Origin of the sequence: Streptomyces sp. NPDC096040, assembly GCF_040303265.1 — a bacterium.
Classification (GTDB): domain Bacteria; phylum Actinomycetota; class Actinomycetes; order Streptomycetales; family Streptomycetaceae; genus Streptomyces.
In genome coordinates this window covers 1-14,471 of record NZ_JBEOTA010000013.1, presented here as the reverse complement: position 1 = coordinate 14,471, position 14,471 = coordinate 1, and the positions used below count along the sequence as shown (strand labels likewise).

Here is a 14,471-nt window from a genome sequence, read left to right as displayed (position 1 = left end):
GATGGATCAACCGATCCCGGGGATGAGGGAGATGAGCAGGTCGATGATCTTGATGCCGATGAACGGGGCGATCAGCCCGCCGATGCCGTAGATCGTGAGGTTGCGGCGCAGCATCTTGTCCGCGCTCACCGGCCGGTACTGGACGCCCCTCAGGGAGAGCGGCACCAGTGCGATGATGATCAGCGCGTTGAAGATGACCGCGGACAGGATCGCGGAGTTGGGCGAGGACAGGTGCATGATGTTGAGCTTGTCGAGGCCCGGGTAGACCGCCGCGAACAGCGCCGGGATGATCGCGAAGTACTTCGCGACGTCGTTGGCGATGGAGAACGTGGTCAGCGCACCGCGGGTGATCAGCAGCTGCTTGCCGATCTCGACGATCTCGATGAGCTTGGTCGGGTTGGAGTCGAGGTCGACCATGTTGCCGGCCTCCTTGGCGGCCGACGTACCCGTGTTCATCGCCACGCCGACGTCCGCCTGGGCCAGCGCGGGTGCGTCGTTGGTGCCGTCACCGGTCATCGCGACCAGCTTGCCGCCGGCCTGCTCCCGCTTGATGAGGGCCATCTTGTCCTCGGGGGTGGCCTCGGCGAGGAAGTCGTCGACGCCCGCCTCCTCGGCGATCGCCTTGGCGGTGAGCGGGTTGTCACCCGTGATCATGACGGTCTTGATGCCCATGCGGCGCAGTTCCTCGAACCGTTCGCGCATGCCGTCCTTGACGACGTCCTTGAGGTGGATGACGCCCAGGACGCGGGCGCCCTCGGCGTCCTCGACCGCGACCAGGAGCGGGGTGCCGCCGGACTCGGAGATGCGGTTGGCCAGGGTGTCCGCGTCCTCGGCGACGGTGCCGCCCCGCTCACGGACCCAGGCGATGACCGAACCGGCCGCACCCTTGCGGATCTTCCGGCCGTCGACGTCCACACCCGACATCCGGGTCTGGGCGGTGAAGGCGATCCACTCGGCGTGCGCCAGCTCGCCCCGGTGCCGCTCACGCAGCCCGTACTTCTCCTTCGCCAGTACGACGATGGAGCGGCCCTCGGGGGTCTCGTCGGCCAGCGACGACAGCTGGGCGGCATCGGCCACCTCGGCCTCGGTGGTGCCGCTCACGGGCACGAACTCGGAGGCCTGGCGGTTGCCGAGGGTGATGGTGCCGGTCTTGTCGAGCAGCAGGGTGGAGACGTCACCGGCGGCCTCGACCGCGCGGCCGGACATGGCGAGGACGTTGCGCTGCACCAGCCGGTCCATGCCGGCGATACCGATCGCGGAGAGCAGCGCGCCGATGGTGGTCGGGATCAGACAGACGAGGAGGGCGACCAGCACGATCATCGTCAGATGGGTGCCCGCGTAGTCCGCGAACGGCGGGAGGGTGGCGACGGCCAGCAGGAAGACGATGGTCAGCGAGGCGAGCAGGATGTTCAGCGCGATCTCGTTGGGTGTCTTCTGCCGGGCCGCGCCCTCGACCAGGCTGATCATCCGGTCGATGAAGGTCTCGCCCGGCTTCGTCGTGATCTTGATGACGATCCGGTCCGACAGCACCTTGGTACCGCCCGTGACCGCGGACCGGTCACCGCCGGACTCCCGGATGACCGGGGCCGACTCACCGGTGATCGCCGACTCGTCGACCGAGGCGACGCCCTCGATGACGTCACCGTCACCGGGGATGATGTCACCGGCCTCGCAGACCACCAGGTCACCGATCTTCAGCTCGGTGCCGGGCACCTGCTCCTCGGTGTCACCGACGAGCCGCCGGGCGACGGTGTCGGTCTTGGCCTTGCGCAGGGTTTCGGCCTGGGCCTTGCCGCGGCCCTCGGCGACCGCCTCCGCGAGGTTGGCGAAGATCACGGTCAGCCACAGCCAGGCGCTGATGGCCCAGCCGAACCAGTCGCCCGGGTCCTTGAAGGAGAAGACGGTGGTCAGGATGGAGCCGACCCACACCACGAACATCACGGGCGACTTGACCATGACCCGCGGGTCGAGCTTGCGGCAGGCCTCGGGGAGGGACTTGATCAGCTGCTTGGAGTCGAACAGGCCCGCGCCGACGCGGCCTTCGGCGGGCTTGTGCCCGGTCGGCGCGTCCTGGTGGGGCGCAAGGGTGGGTGTGGACATGGTGTCCTCGTGGGCTTCCGTTCGGGTGGTCACGACGCCAGCCCCTCGGCCAGCGGGCCCAGCGCCAGGGCCGGGAAGTAGGTGAGACCGGTGATGATCAGGATCGCGCCGACGAGCAGGCCGGTGAAGAGCGGCTTCTCGGTGCGCAGGGTGCCGGCCGTGGCCGGGACGGGCCGCTGCTCGGCGAGCGAGCCGGCCAGCGCCAGGACGAACACCATCGGCAGGAAGCGGCCGAACAGCATCGCGAGTCCGGTCATGGTGTTGTACCAGTCGGTGTTCGCGTTCAGGCCCGCGAAGGCCGAGCCGTTGTTGTTGGCCGCCGAGGTGAAGGCGTACAGGACCTCGGAGAAGCCGTGCGCCCCGGGGTTGAGCATGGAGTGCGGCGGGGTCGGCAGGGCCATGGAGATCGAGGTGAAGACGAGCACCAGCGCCGGGGTGATCAGGATGTAGACGGCCGACAGCTTGATCTCACGGGAGCCGATCTTCTTGCCCAGGTACTCGGGCGTACGGCCGACCATCAGACCGGCGATGAACACCGCGATGACCGCCATGATCAGGATGCCGTAGAGGCCGGAGCCGGTACCGCCGGGCGCGATCTCGCCCAGCATCATGCTGAGCAGGTTGATACCACCGCCGAGGCCGGTGAACGAGGAGTGGAAGGAGTCCACCGCGCCGGTCGAGGTCAGGGTGGTCGACACCGCGAAGATCGACGAGGCGCCGACCCCGAAGCGGACCTCCTTGCCCTCCATCGCCCCGCCCGCGATCTGGAGCGCGCCCTCGTGGTGGGCGAACTCGGTCCACATCATCAGGGCGACGAAGCCCAGCCAGATGGCGAACATCGTGGCGAGGATCGCGTAGCCCTGCCGCACCGAGCCGACCATCACACCGAAGGTGCGGGTCAGCGAGAACGGGATCAGCAGGATCAGGAAGATCTCGAAGAGGTTGGTGAAGGGCGTGGGGTTCTCGAACGGGTGGGCGGAGTTGGCGTTGAAGTAGCCGCCGCCGTTGGTGCCCAGCTCCTTGATGGCCTCCTGGGAGGCGACCGCGCCGCCGTTCCACTGCTGCGAGCCGCCCAGGAACTGACCGACCTCGTGGATGCCGGAGAAGTTCTGGATGGCACCGCAGGCGACCAGGATGATCGCGGCGATCGCGGCGAACGGCACGAGGATGCGGATGACACCCCGGACCAGGTCGGTCCAGAAGTTGCCGATCTCACCGGTGCGCGAGCGCGCGAAGCCGCGTACCAGGGCCACCGCCACGGCGATGCCGACGGCGGCGGAGACGAAGTTCTGCACGGCCAGACCGGCGGTCTGCACCACGTGCCCCATGGTCTGCTCGCCGTAGTACGACTGCCAGTTCGTGTTGGTCACGAAGGAGACGGCCGTGTTGAACGACTGCGCCGGGTTGACCGAGGAGAAGCCGAGCGAGCCGGGCAGGATGCCCTGGAGCCGCATCAGCAGGTAGAGGAAGAGGACGCTGACCGCGGAGAAGGCGAGGACCCCGCGCAGGTAGGCGGGCCAGCGCATCTCGGTGTCGGGGTTGGCGCCGATGCCCTTGTAGATCCACTTCTCGACCCGCCAGTGCCTGTCGGAGGAGTAGACCTTCGCCATGTAGTTGCCGAAGGGGATGTAGCAGAGCGCCAGCGCGCCTATGAGCGCGACGAGCTGGAGCACGGCGGCGGTTACGGGACCCATTGCTGTCTCAGAACCTCTCCGGGAAGATCAGGGCGAGGACGAGATAGCCCAGCAGGGCGACGGCCACGACGAGGCCGACGATGTTCTCGGCGGTCACAGCTTGGTCACCCCCTTGGCGATGAGGGCCACCAGCGCGAAACCCGCGAGCACGGTGACGACGAAGGCCAGATCGGCCATCGTGAACTCCTGGATGAGGTTCGGAACGGACTCGGACGGTTAGAGGAAAGCGTCTTTCTGGCCGGATTCGGCTGCTGTTGACGGGTCCCTTACGGCGGCGTTCGCGCCCTTGACGGGACTCTTACGCCCGCCCGGCCCACCCGCGACCGGAAACCGCCGTTCGGCCCCCGAAACCCCCTGAACAGGGGGAACGCGGGCCTCAGGCGCAACGGACGCGTCAGGGCAGGCCTCAGGACAGGAGGAACCGCAGCCGGCAGATCACCGCGTCGGTCTCCTTGCGCACAGCGTGCGCGACGACGGCACCACGCTGGTTCTGCAGCAGCCGCTGCCACAGCCGCTCGGGCTCGGTCTCCGGGATCAGCACGGTCACCTGGGTGGCCGGCTCGGACGCGGTGACCTCACGGACGTACGCGGCGATGGGGCGGCCCAGCGTGCGCCGCTCGTTCCAGCTCGCGGGCGTGGGCCGCGAGCTGGGCCACGATCAGGCCGACGACGAGCAGCAGCACGGCCGTCTCGATGTCGGCGGTGGCGCTGATGTCGAAGGTCTCGTACGGCCGGGTCAGGAAGCTGTATCCGATTGCGGCTGCGCCACGGGCGAACCAGGCCGCCGCCGAGAGCGCCGCCACGGCTCCGGCCGTGCGGCTGCCCAGCGCGGCCACGGCGACGACCACCACGACGAGGATCAGGGCCGCGTTGGTGTGGGACAGGCCGGTGCGGAAGGGGACGAGGGCGACGGAGACGAGGAAGGGGGCGACGGGGCCTGTGGCGAGGGCGACCCGGTCCCTGGTGGGCATGGGCCATCTGAAGGTCGCGGGTCCCAGGTCGACTGCGGTGGTCATCAGGCACCTCCTACGCGCTGCGGTGTCAGGAAGGGTTGGGTCCGATCGGCCAGGGGCAGCGAGACGACCATGGTCAGTCCGCCGCCCGGGGTGTCCTCGGGGGTCAGGGTGCCGTTCATCGCCTCGGTGAGCCCGCGGGCGAGGGCGAGTCCGAGGCCGGGGCCGTTGGTGTTGTCGGTGTCGCCGAGCCGCTGGAAGGGCTCGAAGATACGGTCACGGCCGCTCGCCGGCAGACCCGGACCCCGATCCACGACCCGGAGCTCGGCGCGCCCGGCCAGCACACTCGCGGTCACCAGCACCCGCGCGCCGGGCGGGCTGTAGCGGGCCGCGTTGCCGACCAGGTTGGCGATCACGCGTTCCAGCAGCGGCGGGTCGGCCAGCAGCGGGGGCATGTTCTCCATTTCGCCGTGCACCTCGACCGCCGGGATGTCCGCCAGTGCCCCCGGGAGCACCTCCTCCAGTGCCGTGGCCCGCAGGCTGAGGGGGAGCGCCCCGGCCTCCAGGCGGCTGAGGTCGAGGAGGTTGTCGACGAGACGGCTGAGCCGGGCCATGGACTCGTCGGCGGTGGCGAGGAGTTCCTCGCGGTCCTCCGGGGAGAACTCGACCTCCCGGCTGCGCAGTGAGGTGACCGCCGCCCAGCCGGCCGCGAGCGGGGTGCGCAGGTCGTGGCCGACGGCGCGCAGCAGCGCGGTGCGCATCCGGTCGGCGGCGCGCACCGGTTCGATCTCGGCGGCGGCCTGGGCGAGCCGGGCCCGTTCGACGGCCGAGCCGACGTGCGCGGCGAACGCGGCAAGCACCCGTCGCTCGGAGGCGGAGGGCGTACGGCCGCGCAGGACCAGGTAGTTGCCGGGGCCGGCCGGCACCGCGGTGGCGTCGACGGCGTCGGGCGGCTCGTCGACGAGTTCTGCGGAGTCCATGCCGAAGGTCTCTCGGGTGCGTTCCAGCAGCGCCGGGATGGTCTGCCCGCCGCGCACGATGCTGCCGGCCAGCGAGGACATGGTCTCCGCCTCGGCGGTGGCCCGGGCCGCGCGCCGGGACAGACGCAGGGAGCGGTCCACGACCCCGGCCACGGTGGCGGCCACGACCGCGAACACCCCGAGCGCGAGCAGGGCGTTGGGATCGTCGAGGGTGAACTGGCCGATGGGCGGGATGAACCAGTAGTTGAGCAGCAGGGACGCGGTGACGGAGGCGATCACGGCGGAGGTGACCCCTCCTATGCAGGCCACGCCGACCACCGCGAGCAGGAACAGCAGGGCCTCGCTGGTCAGGTTGACGGTGCCGCGCACCTGGGCGAGGGCGGCGGTGAGCAGCACCGGGAGCACGAGCCCGGCGACCGGGCCGGCGATCAGACGGCGGGTGGAGAGGGTGCGGCGGCGGGAGGGCAGGAGGGTGCCGCGGCCCGCACGCTCGTGGGTGACCCGGTGGACGTCGATGTCATGCGGTAGGTCTTGCCGACCCCTGGGGCGGCCCCGAGGTAGACCTTCAGTCGTCCGCGCGGTACATCGTTCATCACCTCAAAGAGAAGCGCTCCGCCAGGCCCGGAGTCGGCGTCTTGACGCGTCTCTGGCGCCGCTGACGAGGACGTTGACACTGTCTTGACGGCTGCACTCCGGGATAGGGTGAGGGCGGTGTGCCGGGAAGTCTGGTCGGCGGGGAGTCAGAGTGGCTCCCGTACAGCCCCAGGGGGACGGCATGCGCAGCGTGGGTACGGTTCTTTCACTCGTGGTACTGGCCACGGTGGTGGCGACCTTCGCCCGTCGCTGGCGGATTCCCGCCCCCTCCCTCCTCGTGGTCGCGGGCCTCGCCGTGGCCCTGCTGCCGGGCACTCCGACGATCCAGATCAGCCCGGACGTCATCGGGCTCGTCGTCCTCCCGCCGCTGCTCTACGCCAGCGCGGAGGAACTCTCCTGGCGGGAGCTGCGCGCGGTGTGGAAGCCGGTCGGGGTGCTCGCGGTCGGCCTGGTGCTGGCCTCCGCCGCGGCCGTCGGCGTGGTCGCCTCCCTGGTCACCCCGCTGTCCTGGCAGATGGCACTGGTGCTCGGCGCGATCCTGGCCAGCACCGACCCGGTCGCGGTGACCGCCCTGGGGCGCCGGCTGGCGCTGCCGCCGAAGGTGCAGATGCTGGTCCAGGCGGAGAGCCTCTTCAACGACGCGACCTCCCTGGTCCTCTACCGGGTCGCGGTGAGCGTCGCGGTGGCCTCGGCGGCGGCGAACTGGGGCGCGGCGGGCGGCGAGTTCCTGCTGCTGGCGGGCGGCGGCACGCTGATCGGCGCGGTCGTGGCCGGTGTCGTCGCGCTGATCCGGCGGCGCACCGAGGACCCGGTCCTGGAGACGGTGATCTCGCTGGTCACGCCGTACGCGGCCTATGTCCTCGCGGAGGCAGCCCACACCTCCGGCGTGACCTCGGTGGTCGTGGCGGGCGTGGTCCTGGGCGGCCGCGGCGACCGGCTCACCAACGCCCGCATCAGGCTCCAGCTGCACGCCGTCTACGGCACGGTGGTCTTCCTGCTGGAGAGCGTGGTGTTCAGCCTGATCGGGCTGGCGCTGCCCGCCCAGGTGCGGGCACTGTCCGAGGGCGACCGGGCGTGGCCGCTGTACGCGCTGGCGGTCGCCGGCACGTTGATCGCGGTACGGCTGCTGTGGCTGGCGCCGCTGTCGGCGGTGGTACAGCGCAAGGGCGGCATACAGCGGCCGAACTGGCGGGTGCCGGTGGTGCTGACCTGGGCCGGTACCCGGGGTGTGGTGCCGCTGGCGGCCGCGCTGTCGATCCCGGTGACGGCCAAGGACGGCTCGGCCCTCATCGAGCGCCCACTGGTCCTGGTCCTGACCACCTCGGTCGTGGTCGTCACCCTGGTCGTGCAGGGCTTCAGCCTGGCCTCCGTCGTACGCCGCTCCGGCATCGCCCTTGAGCCCGACCACACCGAGCGCGAGGAGGCCGCCGCCCGCTGCCGGCTGGCGGACGCGGGCATCCGGCGCCTGGAGGAGCTGTCGGAGCTGGAGGCGGTCCCGGGCGTGGTCATCGACCGGCTCCGGCGCGGTCTCAACGCCCGCCTCGACGACGCCCGGGACCGCCTCGCCGACAGCACGGTGGAGTCCGCCGACCTGGTCTACCGACAGCTGCGCCGCGACCTGATCGCGGTGGAGGCGGCGGAGCTGCGGCGGCTGTACGACGAGCACACGATCAGCGACACGACCCGAAGACGGCTTCAGCGGTCCCTCGACCTGGAGGAGGCGAGGCTGGCGGACGTCTGAGGGGCCACCCGACAGGCTGCCGGCCGAAGGCCAACCACGGCACCAGGGCCGGTCAGCGCCAGGGCCTGTCCGACACGTCGCCCGGAGGGCGACCTCGCGGCGTCAGGTGCGTGCTCTGGGGGTCCCCCGGACGTAGGCCCTCGTACTGGACGTACTTGGGTCGGCGCCCGGTGCGGCGAGAGTGCGTGCATGGCGTCGCGAGGCAGACGGGAATTGTCAGACAGGCCCAAGCACCACCGGCGGTACGGCCGGGGACAGCGAAACACCCCCTGCCTCCGGCCTCCGTGCGGCAGGCCCCGCCCACAGCCTCACGGGATAACGCTCGGTGTCCGGCCCCGGCCATCCTGGGCCGCTGTCCCCGTACAGCCGAACGCCCTGTTCCAGCCTTCAGGCCACCTCTTCTTGATGCTCCGCCACCGCCTGCCGTGCGATTCTTAACGCGAGCTTGACGCCCTCGGGCCGCTGATCCGTGGGCCCACGCGTCACTCTCTGCATACGCTGGTGCCGCCGTCCGCGTGATGGCCGGAATCGAACCACCCCGCACTCAGCGCGCCGGACACCAGGAGCCCGACCGATGGCCACGACCGAACATCCCCCTCCCAGTCGCCTGCGCACCTGGATGCTGGAGGGGCTGTCCGACATGGGCAAGAGCGGCGGCCACACCGGGCCCCACGCGCAGCCCGAGGCCGCGCACAAGGGCCAGCGCTGGTGGCGGGTGATGTGCCTGACCGGTGTGGACTACTTCTCGACCCTCGGCTACCAGCCCGGCATCGCGGCCCTCGCGGCCGGTCTGCTGTCCCCGATCGCGACCATCGTGCTGGTCATCGTCACCCTGGCCGGCGCCCTGCCGGTCTACCGGCGCGTCGCCGAGGAGAGCCCGCACGGCGAGGGCTCCATCGCGATGCTGGAGCGGCTGCTCTCCTTCTGGCAGGGCAAGCTCTTCGTGCTGACCCTGCTGGGCTTCGCCGCCACCGACTTCCTCATCACCATCACTCTGTCGGCCGCCGACGCCTCCACCCACCTGGTGGAGAACCCGCATCTGACGGACTTCCTCCAGGGCAAGCAGATGTTGATCACGCTGATCCTGGTGGCACTGCTCGGCGCGGTCTTCCTCAAGGGCTTCCTGGAGGCCATCGGCGTCGCGGTCGCCCTCGTCGGCATCTACCTCGCGCTGAACGTCGTCGTCGTGATCGTCGGCCTGTACCACGTGGCCACCGCGGGCCATGTCATCACCGACTGGACCAGCGCCCTCACCACGGAACACGGCAACGTCTTCGTCATGATCGGCGTGGCTCTGATCGTCTTCCCCAAGCTGGCGCTCGGCCTGTCCGGTTTCGAGACCGGCGTCGCCGTCATGCCGCACGTCCAGGGCGACCCCGGCGACACCGAGGAGCGGCCCACCGGCCGGATCCGGGACACCAAGAAGCTGCTCACCACGGCCGCCCTGATCATGAGCTGCTTCCTGATCGCGACCAGCTTCATCACGACGCTGCTGATTCCGGAGAACGAGTTCAAGTCCGGTGGCAACGCCAACGGCCGTGCGCTCGCCTACCTGTCGCACGAGTATCTCGGCAACGCCTTCGGCACGGTCTACGACGTCTCGACCATCTGCATCCTGTGGTTCGCCGGCGCCTCCGCGATGGCCGGCCTGCTCAACCTGATGCCGCGCTACCTGCCCCGCTACGGCATGGCACCGCACTGGGCGCGCGCGGTGCGCCCGATGGTCATCGTCTTCACCCTGATTGCCTTCCTGGTCACCTGGATCTTCGACGCCAGCGTCGACGCGCAGGGCGGCGCCTACGCCACCGGTGTGCTGGTGCTGATCAGCTCCGCCGCCGTCGCGGTGACCATCGCCGCCCGCAAGGCCGGCCAGCAGAAGTGGGCCGTCGCCTTCGGGATCATCTCGGCGGTCTTCCTCTACACGACCGTCGTGAACGTCATCGAGCGACCTGACGGTGTGAAGATCGGTGCCTGCTTCATCGTCGGCATCATCCTCGTCTCGCTGCTGTCGCGCCTTGCCCGCGCCTTCGAGCTGCGCGTGACGAGCGTGACGCTCGACGACATGGCGGAACGATTCATCCGCGATATGGCCAGCCGCAAGATGCGGTTCATCGCCAATGAGCCGGACCGACGCGACAAGGCCGAGTACCGCGACAAGATCGAACAGATCCGGGCCGACAACGACATGCCCGAGCAGGAGGACTTCGTCTTCGTCGAGGTCACGGTCACCGACCCCTCCGAGTTCGAGGCGAGCCTGACCGTCCGCGGCGAGGTCCTGCACAACCGCTACCGCGTCCTGACCCTGGAGTCGGCGTCCATCCCCAACGCCCTGGCCGCCCTTCTGCTGCACGTCCGCGACGAGACCGCCGGCATCCCCCACATCTACTTCGAGTGGACCGAGGGCAACCCGTTCGCCAACTTCCTGCGCTTCTTCCTCTTCGGCCAGGGCGAGGTCGCCCCGGTCACCCGGGAGGTACTGCGCGAGGCGGAGCCGGACCGCTCGCGACGGCCGCGCGTCCACACGGGCTGAGCGGCCACTCCGGAAAACGGACCACGGCGTAAGAACCCCGTCAATAACCGCTCCGTCCGCATAAGAACCCCGTCAGCCGCCGTTCCCCAGCGCCCACCGGCCCCTACCGTCGGCCTCATGGAGGACAGAAGACGCAGGGGCCGGGCAGCCGGCGACCGCACCTGGCGCGGCAGCGCACGCCTGGCGGTCGGCTGTGCCCTCGGCTTCGGCGGCCTGACGTTCCTGGTGGACTGGGACGCGGGCACCCTCACCCCGGTCCGCGCGCTGCTTTGGGTCACCCTGTCGGCCGCCATCCTCACCATGCTGCTGCCCGCCCGGGTCACGGCGGGCCCCGGCTGGCTGGCCGTACGCGGCCCCCTCCGCCGCCGTACCGTCCGTACCGACTCGCTCGTCTACGTCGGCCAGTACGGTGACGTCTCCGCCCATCTGGTCCTGTGCGACACCGCCGGCCACCGGCTGGAGCTCGACCCGAACGTCCTGCGCGCGAATCCGCTGCTCTGGCACGAACTGGACACCGGCGTGAGCCGCTCCCTGGCCCGTGGAACCCTGCGCCGGGGCACCGAGGTACTCGCCCGGCTCGGCCACGAGATCGACGACACCAACGCACAAGCGGTCCTGAAGGCATCCGGCCTCACCTGACCACGACGGACGCTGCCACATCCGACTGACATCCCACCCGGGCCGAAGTCGTCGGCAGATCAACTGCGGCAGACGTCCTGTCCGCACGCCCCGTTATCGTGACCACATGCAGTCCTACACGATCGGCCAGGCGGCACGGCTGCTCGGCGTCAGCCCGGACACCGCCCGCCGCTGGGCCGACGCCGGCCGGATGACCACCCATCGCGACGAGGGTGGCCGGCGGCTCATCGACGGCACGGACCTCGCCGCGTTCTCCGTCGAACTGGCCAGGGCCGGCACCGTCGAGGAGGACGCCTCCTACACCTCGGTCCGCAACGCCTTCCCCGGCATCGTCACCGCGATCAAGCTCGGCGACGTCGCCGCCCAGGTCGAGATCCAGGCCGGCCCGCACCGCCTGGTCTCCCTGCTGACCCGCGAGGCTGTCGAGGAACTGGGCCTGGAGGTCGGCATGGAGGCCACCGCCCGGGTGAAGTCGACGAACGTGCACATCGACCGCGTCTGACGCCGTCAGCGGCACATCAGCGCCGCCCACAGGTCCAGCCGGTCGCTCAGCCGGGACAGATCACGCCCCGTGAAGTGCTCCACCCGCTGCATCCGGTAGTGCACGGTGTCGACGTGCAGATGCAGCGCCTCGGCGGCCCGCGCCCAGGAGCCGTCGCAGGCCAGGAAGGTCTCCAGGGTGCTCAACAGCGCGGCGGAGGCGGCCCGTTCGCCGGTGAGCAGCGGGCCGAGGACGATCCGGCTGTAGCCCGCGCGGACGTCGGCCCGCACTCCGGTGAGCAACGCCGCCAGGCTGGTGAGCGCGGTGGCGTCGACGAGGGCGGAGGCGTCCGGGGCGGTGCCGCGAGCGGAGGTGAACGCGTAACGCGCCTGTGCCAGGGCCCCGGCCAGGGCGCCGGGACCGGCACAAGCCAGATCGCGGCCGGCGAACTCGCCACCACCGTCGACCGGATCACGATCCGCCAGTCCGACACCGATGTCGTACGGCATGACACGGGCGCGTTCGCCTCCACCGGCACCGTGGTGGCGGGCAAGGCCACCCGCGCGCCTCCCGCGCCCTGGCCGACCTGCTCCTGGACTTCGCGGCGGCCCAGCTGCGCGTCCCGCGTGCCGACCTGCGGCTCGCGCAGGAGGCCGTCCTTCATCCGGGCGGGCGGCTCCCCCTCAAGGAGCTGTACGTCGCCGCCCGTGCGGTCGGCGTCGAGCTCAGTGCGCAGTGGTTCCGGGTGGCCGTCGACCCCGGCACGGGCGAGATCCGCATCCTGCGCAGTGTGCACGCGGCCGACGCGGGCAAGGTGATGAACCCGATGCAGTGCAGGGGCCAGGTGGAGGGCGGGGTCGCGCAGGCGCTCGGAGCCACGCTCTTCGAGAACGTACGGCTGGACGCGCGCGGTCAGTCGAGACGGCGGTCTTCCGCCGCTACCGGCTCTCGCAGTACGTGGACATCCCGCGTACCGAGGCGCACTTCATGGAGACCGCCGACGCCATCGGGCCGCTGGGCGCCAAGTCGATGAGCGAGAGCCCGTTCAATCCGGTCGCCCCGGCGCCGGCCAACGCGCTGCGGGACGCGACCGGCGTGCGGTTCACGGAGCTGCCGCTGACGCGCGACCGGGTGTGGCGGGCACTGGATGCCAGCCGCCGTACGCCCCGTCCACCCGTATCCCGGTGATGCCGCTGATGTGCCGGGCCCCGCAGCGGTCCTGCGGCAGGACCAGTTGCGGGCCGGCCAGGTCCAGCGGGGTGTCGTCGATGCTGACGGCGAGCAGAACGGGGGCGTGAGCGAAATCCGGGTCGATCTCCGCCCATGAGAGCAGCGCGTGGTGCCCGTCGGCGCCGGTGACCGCGATCAGGAAGCGCAGGCGGTCCTTGCGCCGGGCGGGGTCGAACCCCGGGCCCGCGTCGCTGAGGACGTCGTACAGCAGGGGTCCGGTGAAGCGGTGGTGCTGAACGCCGCTGGTGGCGCACTCGAAGCTGACCCGCACCCGGTGCTGGGGCCGGCGCAGGAGGTCGGGCACGGTGAGCCGGGCCGGCCGTGCCAGGTCCCCGGTGAGGTCGAGTGCGGCGAGCGTCATGTGCGGCCACCTCCTGGATGACGCTACCCACGGCACACCTCCGTACAAACGCACATGCCAGGTCCAAGTCATAAGTGTGCAGCTCATGCGATGTGACAGAAGACTTACGCCTGGCACATGCGGCAGTATCATCTGCTGGCGGCTGATAGACAGGTCGCAGCAGGGCGCGACAGCTTTTCCATCTGGATTCAGAGGAGTTCACTCGTGATGACCCGTTCCGCGCGCCGGACCCGGCGGACGCTCCAGCTGGCCGGTGCCTCGGTCGCGGCCCTGCTGGCCCTGAGCGCCTGCTCCTCCTCGAACGACGCCTCCTCCGCGTCGACGAAGTCGGACACCTCGTCGTCGGCGTCGCCCAAGCTGTCGGGCTCGATCACCGTGTTCGCGGCGGCCTCCCTCAAGGAGAGCTTCACGACGCTGAAGGCGGACTTCGAGAGGGCGCACCCGGGCACGAAGGTCAACTTCAGCTTCGGCGGCAGTGACACCCTCGCCGCGCAGATCACCAGCGGGGCCCCCGCCGACGTCTTCGCCGCCGCGAGCGCCAAGACGATGGCGACCGTGACGGACAAGAAGGACACCGCCACCACGCCGGCCACCTTCGTCCGCAACCAGCTGGAGATCGCCACCCTTCCGGGCAACCCCACCAAGGTCACCTCGCTGAAGGACCTGACCAACTCGTCGCTGAAGGTGGTCCTCTGCGACAAGACGGTGCCGTGCGGGGCCGCCGCGCAGAAGGCCCTGGACGCCGGCAAGCTCAAGCTGACCCCGGTCTCCTACGAGGAGGACGTGAAGTCCGCCCTCAACAAGGTGGTCCTCAAGGAGGCCGACGCCGCGGTCGTCTACAAGACCGATGTGAAGGCCGCGGGTGACAAGGTGGAGGGCGTGGAGTTCCCCGAGTCCGCCGACGCCATCAACGACTATCCGATCGCCCTGCTGAAGAACGCCCCGAACCCGACGGTGGCCAAGGCGTTCATCGCGCTGGTGCAGTCCACCGAGGGCCAGCAGGTCCTGAACGAGGCCGGGTTCCTCAAGCCGTGACGAAGGTCGACGAGCCGGGCGCCGGAGCCGTCACCGCCACGGGCGGAAGGCCACGGGCTCCCAGCGGCTCCGGGCAGGCCTGGCCAAGGCGATGTTCGGCCCCGACACGCACATCCCGAAGCCGACGCAGGAG

The 14,471-nt window shown here is 70.4% G+C and carries 13 protein-coding genes and 3 pseudogenes; 7 read left to right on the top strand and 9 right to left on the bottom strand.

Going from position 1 to position 14,471, the window contains the following annotated elements; translation table 11 throughout:
- Window positions 1-6: 6 nt before the first annotated feature.
- From kdpB to ABTY98_RS42355, 7 genes and pseudogenes are all read right to left on the bottom strand, one after another.
- Window positions 7-2,100 carry a potassium-transporting ATPase subunit KdpB gene (gene kdpB / locus ABTY98_RS19015; RefSeq protein ID WP_352222276.1) on the bottom strand — a complete coding sequence of 698 codons (2,094 nt, stop codon included), beginning with the start codon at window positions 2,098-2,100 and terminating at the stop codon, window positions 7-9.
- Between the two features lie 29 nt (window positions 2,101-2,129).
- The gene (kdpA, locus tag ABTY98_RS19010) at window positions 2,130-3,794 is read right to left on the bottom strand and encodes a potassium-transporting ATPase subunit KdpA (RefSeq protein WP_352222070.1); all 1,665 of its coding nucleotides are present in this window, start codon (window positions 3,792-3,794) and stop codon (window positions 2,130-2,132) included.
- A gap of 7 nt (window positions 3,795-3,801) precedes the next feature.
- On the bottom strand, window positions 3,802-3,891 hold the full coding sequence (kdpF, locus tag ABTY98_RS19005; protein ID WP_016434100.1) for a K(+)-transporting ATPase subunit F: 90 nt from the start codon (window positions 3,889-3,891) through the stop codon (window positions 3,802-3,804).
- A gap of 309 nt (window positions 3,892-4,200) precedes the next feature.
- Window positions 4,201-4,416, bottom strand: a pseudogene (locus ABTY98_RS19000) (amino acid permease); the annotation flags it as partial.
- Entirely contained in the window at window positions 4,370-4,765 is a 396-nt protein-coding gene (locus tag ABTY98_RS18995) for a DUF4118 domain-containing protein (protein WP_352222275.1), read from the bottom strand. The pseudogene ABTY98_RS19000 and the gene ABTY98_RS18995, both read right to left, overlap by 47 nt.
- Before the next feature lie 44 nt (window positions 4,766-4,809).
- Window positions 4,810-6,258 (bottom strand): annotated as a pseudogene (locus tag ABTY98_RS18990) (sensor histidine kinase); the annotation flags it as partial.
- Between the two features lie 8 nt (window positions 6,259-6,266).
- A pseudogene (locus tag ABTY98_RS42355) lies at window positions 6,267-6,320 on the bottom strand (hypothetical protein); the annotation flags it as partial.
- A 182-nt stretch (window positions 6,321-6,502) separates the two neighbouring features.
- On the opposite strand from ABTY98_RS42355, the gene ABTY98_RS18985 reads away from it, so the two are divergent.
- The 4 genes from ABTY98_RS18985 (at window position 6,503) to ABTY98_RS18970 (ending at window position 11,733) form a co-directional block, all read left to right on the top strand.
- A complete protein-coding gene (locus ABTY98_RS18985) occupies window positions 6,503-8,062 on the top strand; it encodes a Na+/H+ antiporter (protein WP_352222274.1) in 1,560 nt (519 codons plus the stop codon).
- Between the two features lie 574 nt (window positions 8,063-8,636).
- Window positions 8,637-10,592: an APC family permease gene (locus ABTY98_RS18980; protein ID WP_352222069.1), complete on the top strand. Its 1,956-nt coding sequence runs from the start codon at window positions 8,637-8,639 to the stop codon at window positions 10,590-10,592.
- Between the two features lie 117 nt (window positions 10,593-10,709).
- A complete protein-coding gene (locus tag ABTY98_RS18975; RefSeq protein ID WP_352222068.1) occupies window positions 10,710-11,231 on the top strand; it encodes a hypothetical protein in 522 nt (173 codons plus the stop codon).
- A gap of 106 nt (window positions 11,232-11,337) precedes the next feature.
- On the top strand, window positions 11,338-11,733 hold the full coding sequence (locus ABTY98_RS18970) for a TOBE domain-containing protein (RefSeq protein WP_352222067.1): 396 nt from the start codon (window positions 11,338-11,340) through the stop codon (window positions 11,731-11,733).
- Between the two features lie 5 nt (window positions 11,734-11,738).
- On the opposite strand, the gene ABTY98_RS18965 is transcribed toward ABTY98_RS18970, so the two are convergent.
- On the bottom strand, window positions 11,739-12,221 hold the full coding sequence (locus ABTY98_RS18965) for a PucR family transcriptional regulator (RefSeq protein WP_352222273.1): 483 nt from the start codon (window positions 12,219-12,221) through the stop codon (window positions 11,739-11,741).
- On the opposite strand from ABTY98_RS18965, the gene ABTY98_RS42350 reads away from it, so the two are divergent.
- Window positions 12,102-12,530 (top strand): molybdopterin cofactor-binding domain-containing protein, encoded by a 429-nt coding sequence (locus tag ABTY98_RS42350; protein ID WP_502994280.1) that lies wholly within the window; start codon window positions 12,102-12,104, stop codon window positions 12,528-12,530. The two genes, ABTY98_RS18965 and ABTY98_RS42350, sit on opposite strands and share 120 nt — an antisense overlap.
- Window positions 12,458-12,745, top strand: a complete 288-nt coding sequence (locus ABTY98_RS42345; protein WP_502994271.1) for a molybdopterin cofactor-binding domain-containing protein — start codon at window positions 12,458-12,460, stop codon at window positions 12,743-12,745. Before ABTY98_RS42350 ends, ABTY98_RS42345 begins: the two co-directional genes overlap by 73 nt.
- Window positions 12,746-12,814: 69 nt before the next feature.
- Here ABTY98_RS42345 and ABTY98_RS18955 read toward each other — a convergent pair whose 3' ends face one another.
- Window positions 12,815-13,303 carry a molybdopterin-dependent oxidoreductase gene (locus ABTY98_RS18955; protein WP_352222066.1) on the bottom strand — a complete coding sequence of 163 codons (489 nt, stop codon included), beginning with the start codon at window positions 13,301-13,303 and terminating at the stop codon, window positions 12,815-12,817.
- Between the two features lie 207 nt (window positions 13,304-13,510).
- Between ABTY98_RS18955 and modA the strand changes: the two genes are divergently transcribed.
- A complete protein-coding gene (gene modA / locus ABTY98_RS18950) occupies window positions 13,511-14,338 on the top strand; it encodes a molybdate ABC transporter substrate-binding protein (protein ID WP_352222065.1) in 828 nt (275 codons plus the stop codon).
- The last annotated feature ends 133 nt before the right edge of the window (window positions 14,339-14,471 follow it).

Coding starts and splice junctions, on each gene's coding strand:
- kdpB (WP_352222276.1), bottom strand. CDS start 2,100: ATGTCCACACCCACCCTTGCGCCCCACCAGGACGCGCCGACCGGGCAC.
- kdpA (WP_352222070.1), bottom strand. CDS start 3,794: ATGGGTCCCGTAACCGCCGCCGTGCTCCAGCTCGTCGCGCTCATAGGC.
- ABTY98_RS18995 (WP_352222275.1), bottom strand. CDS start 4,765: ATGCCCACCAGGGACCGGGTCGCCCTCGCCACAGGCCCCGTCGCCCCC.
- ABTY98_RS18985 (WP_352222274.1), top strand. CDS start 6,503: ATGCGCAGCGTGGGTACGGTTCTTTCACTCGTGGTACTGGCCACGGTG.
- ABTY98_RS18980 (WP_352222069.1), top strand. CDS start 8,637: ATGGCCACGACCGAACATCCCCCTCCCAGTCGCCTGCGCACCTGGATG.
- ABTY98_RS18975 (WP_352222068.1), top strand. CDS start 10,710: ATGGAGGACAGAAGACGCAGGGGCCGGGCAGCCGGCGACCGCACCTGG.
- ABTY98_RS18970 (WP_352222067.1), top strand. CDS start 11,338: ATGCAGTCCTACACGATCGGCCAGGCGGCACGGCTGCTCGGCGTCAGC.
- ABTY98_RS18965 (WP_352222273.1), bottom strand. CDS start 12,221: ATGCCGTACGACATCGGTGTCGGACTGGCGGATCGTGATCCGGTCGAC.
- ABTY98_RS18955 (WP_352222066.1), bottom strand. CDS start 13,303: ATGACGCTCGCCGCACTCGACCTCACCGGGGACCTGGCACGGCCGGCC.
- modA (WP_352222065.1), top strand. CDS start 13,511: ATGACCCGTTCCGCGCGCCGGACCCGGCGGACGCTCCAGCTGGCCGGT.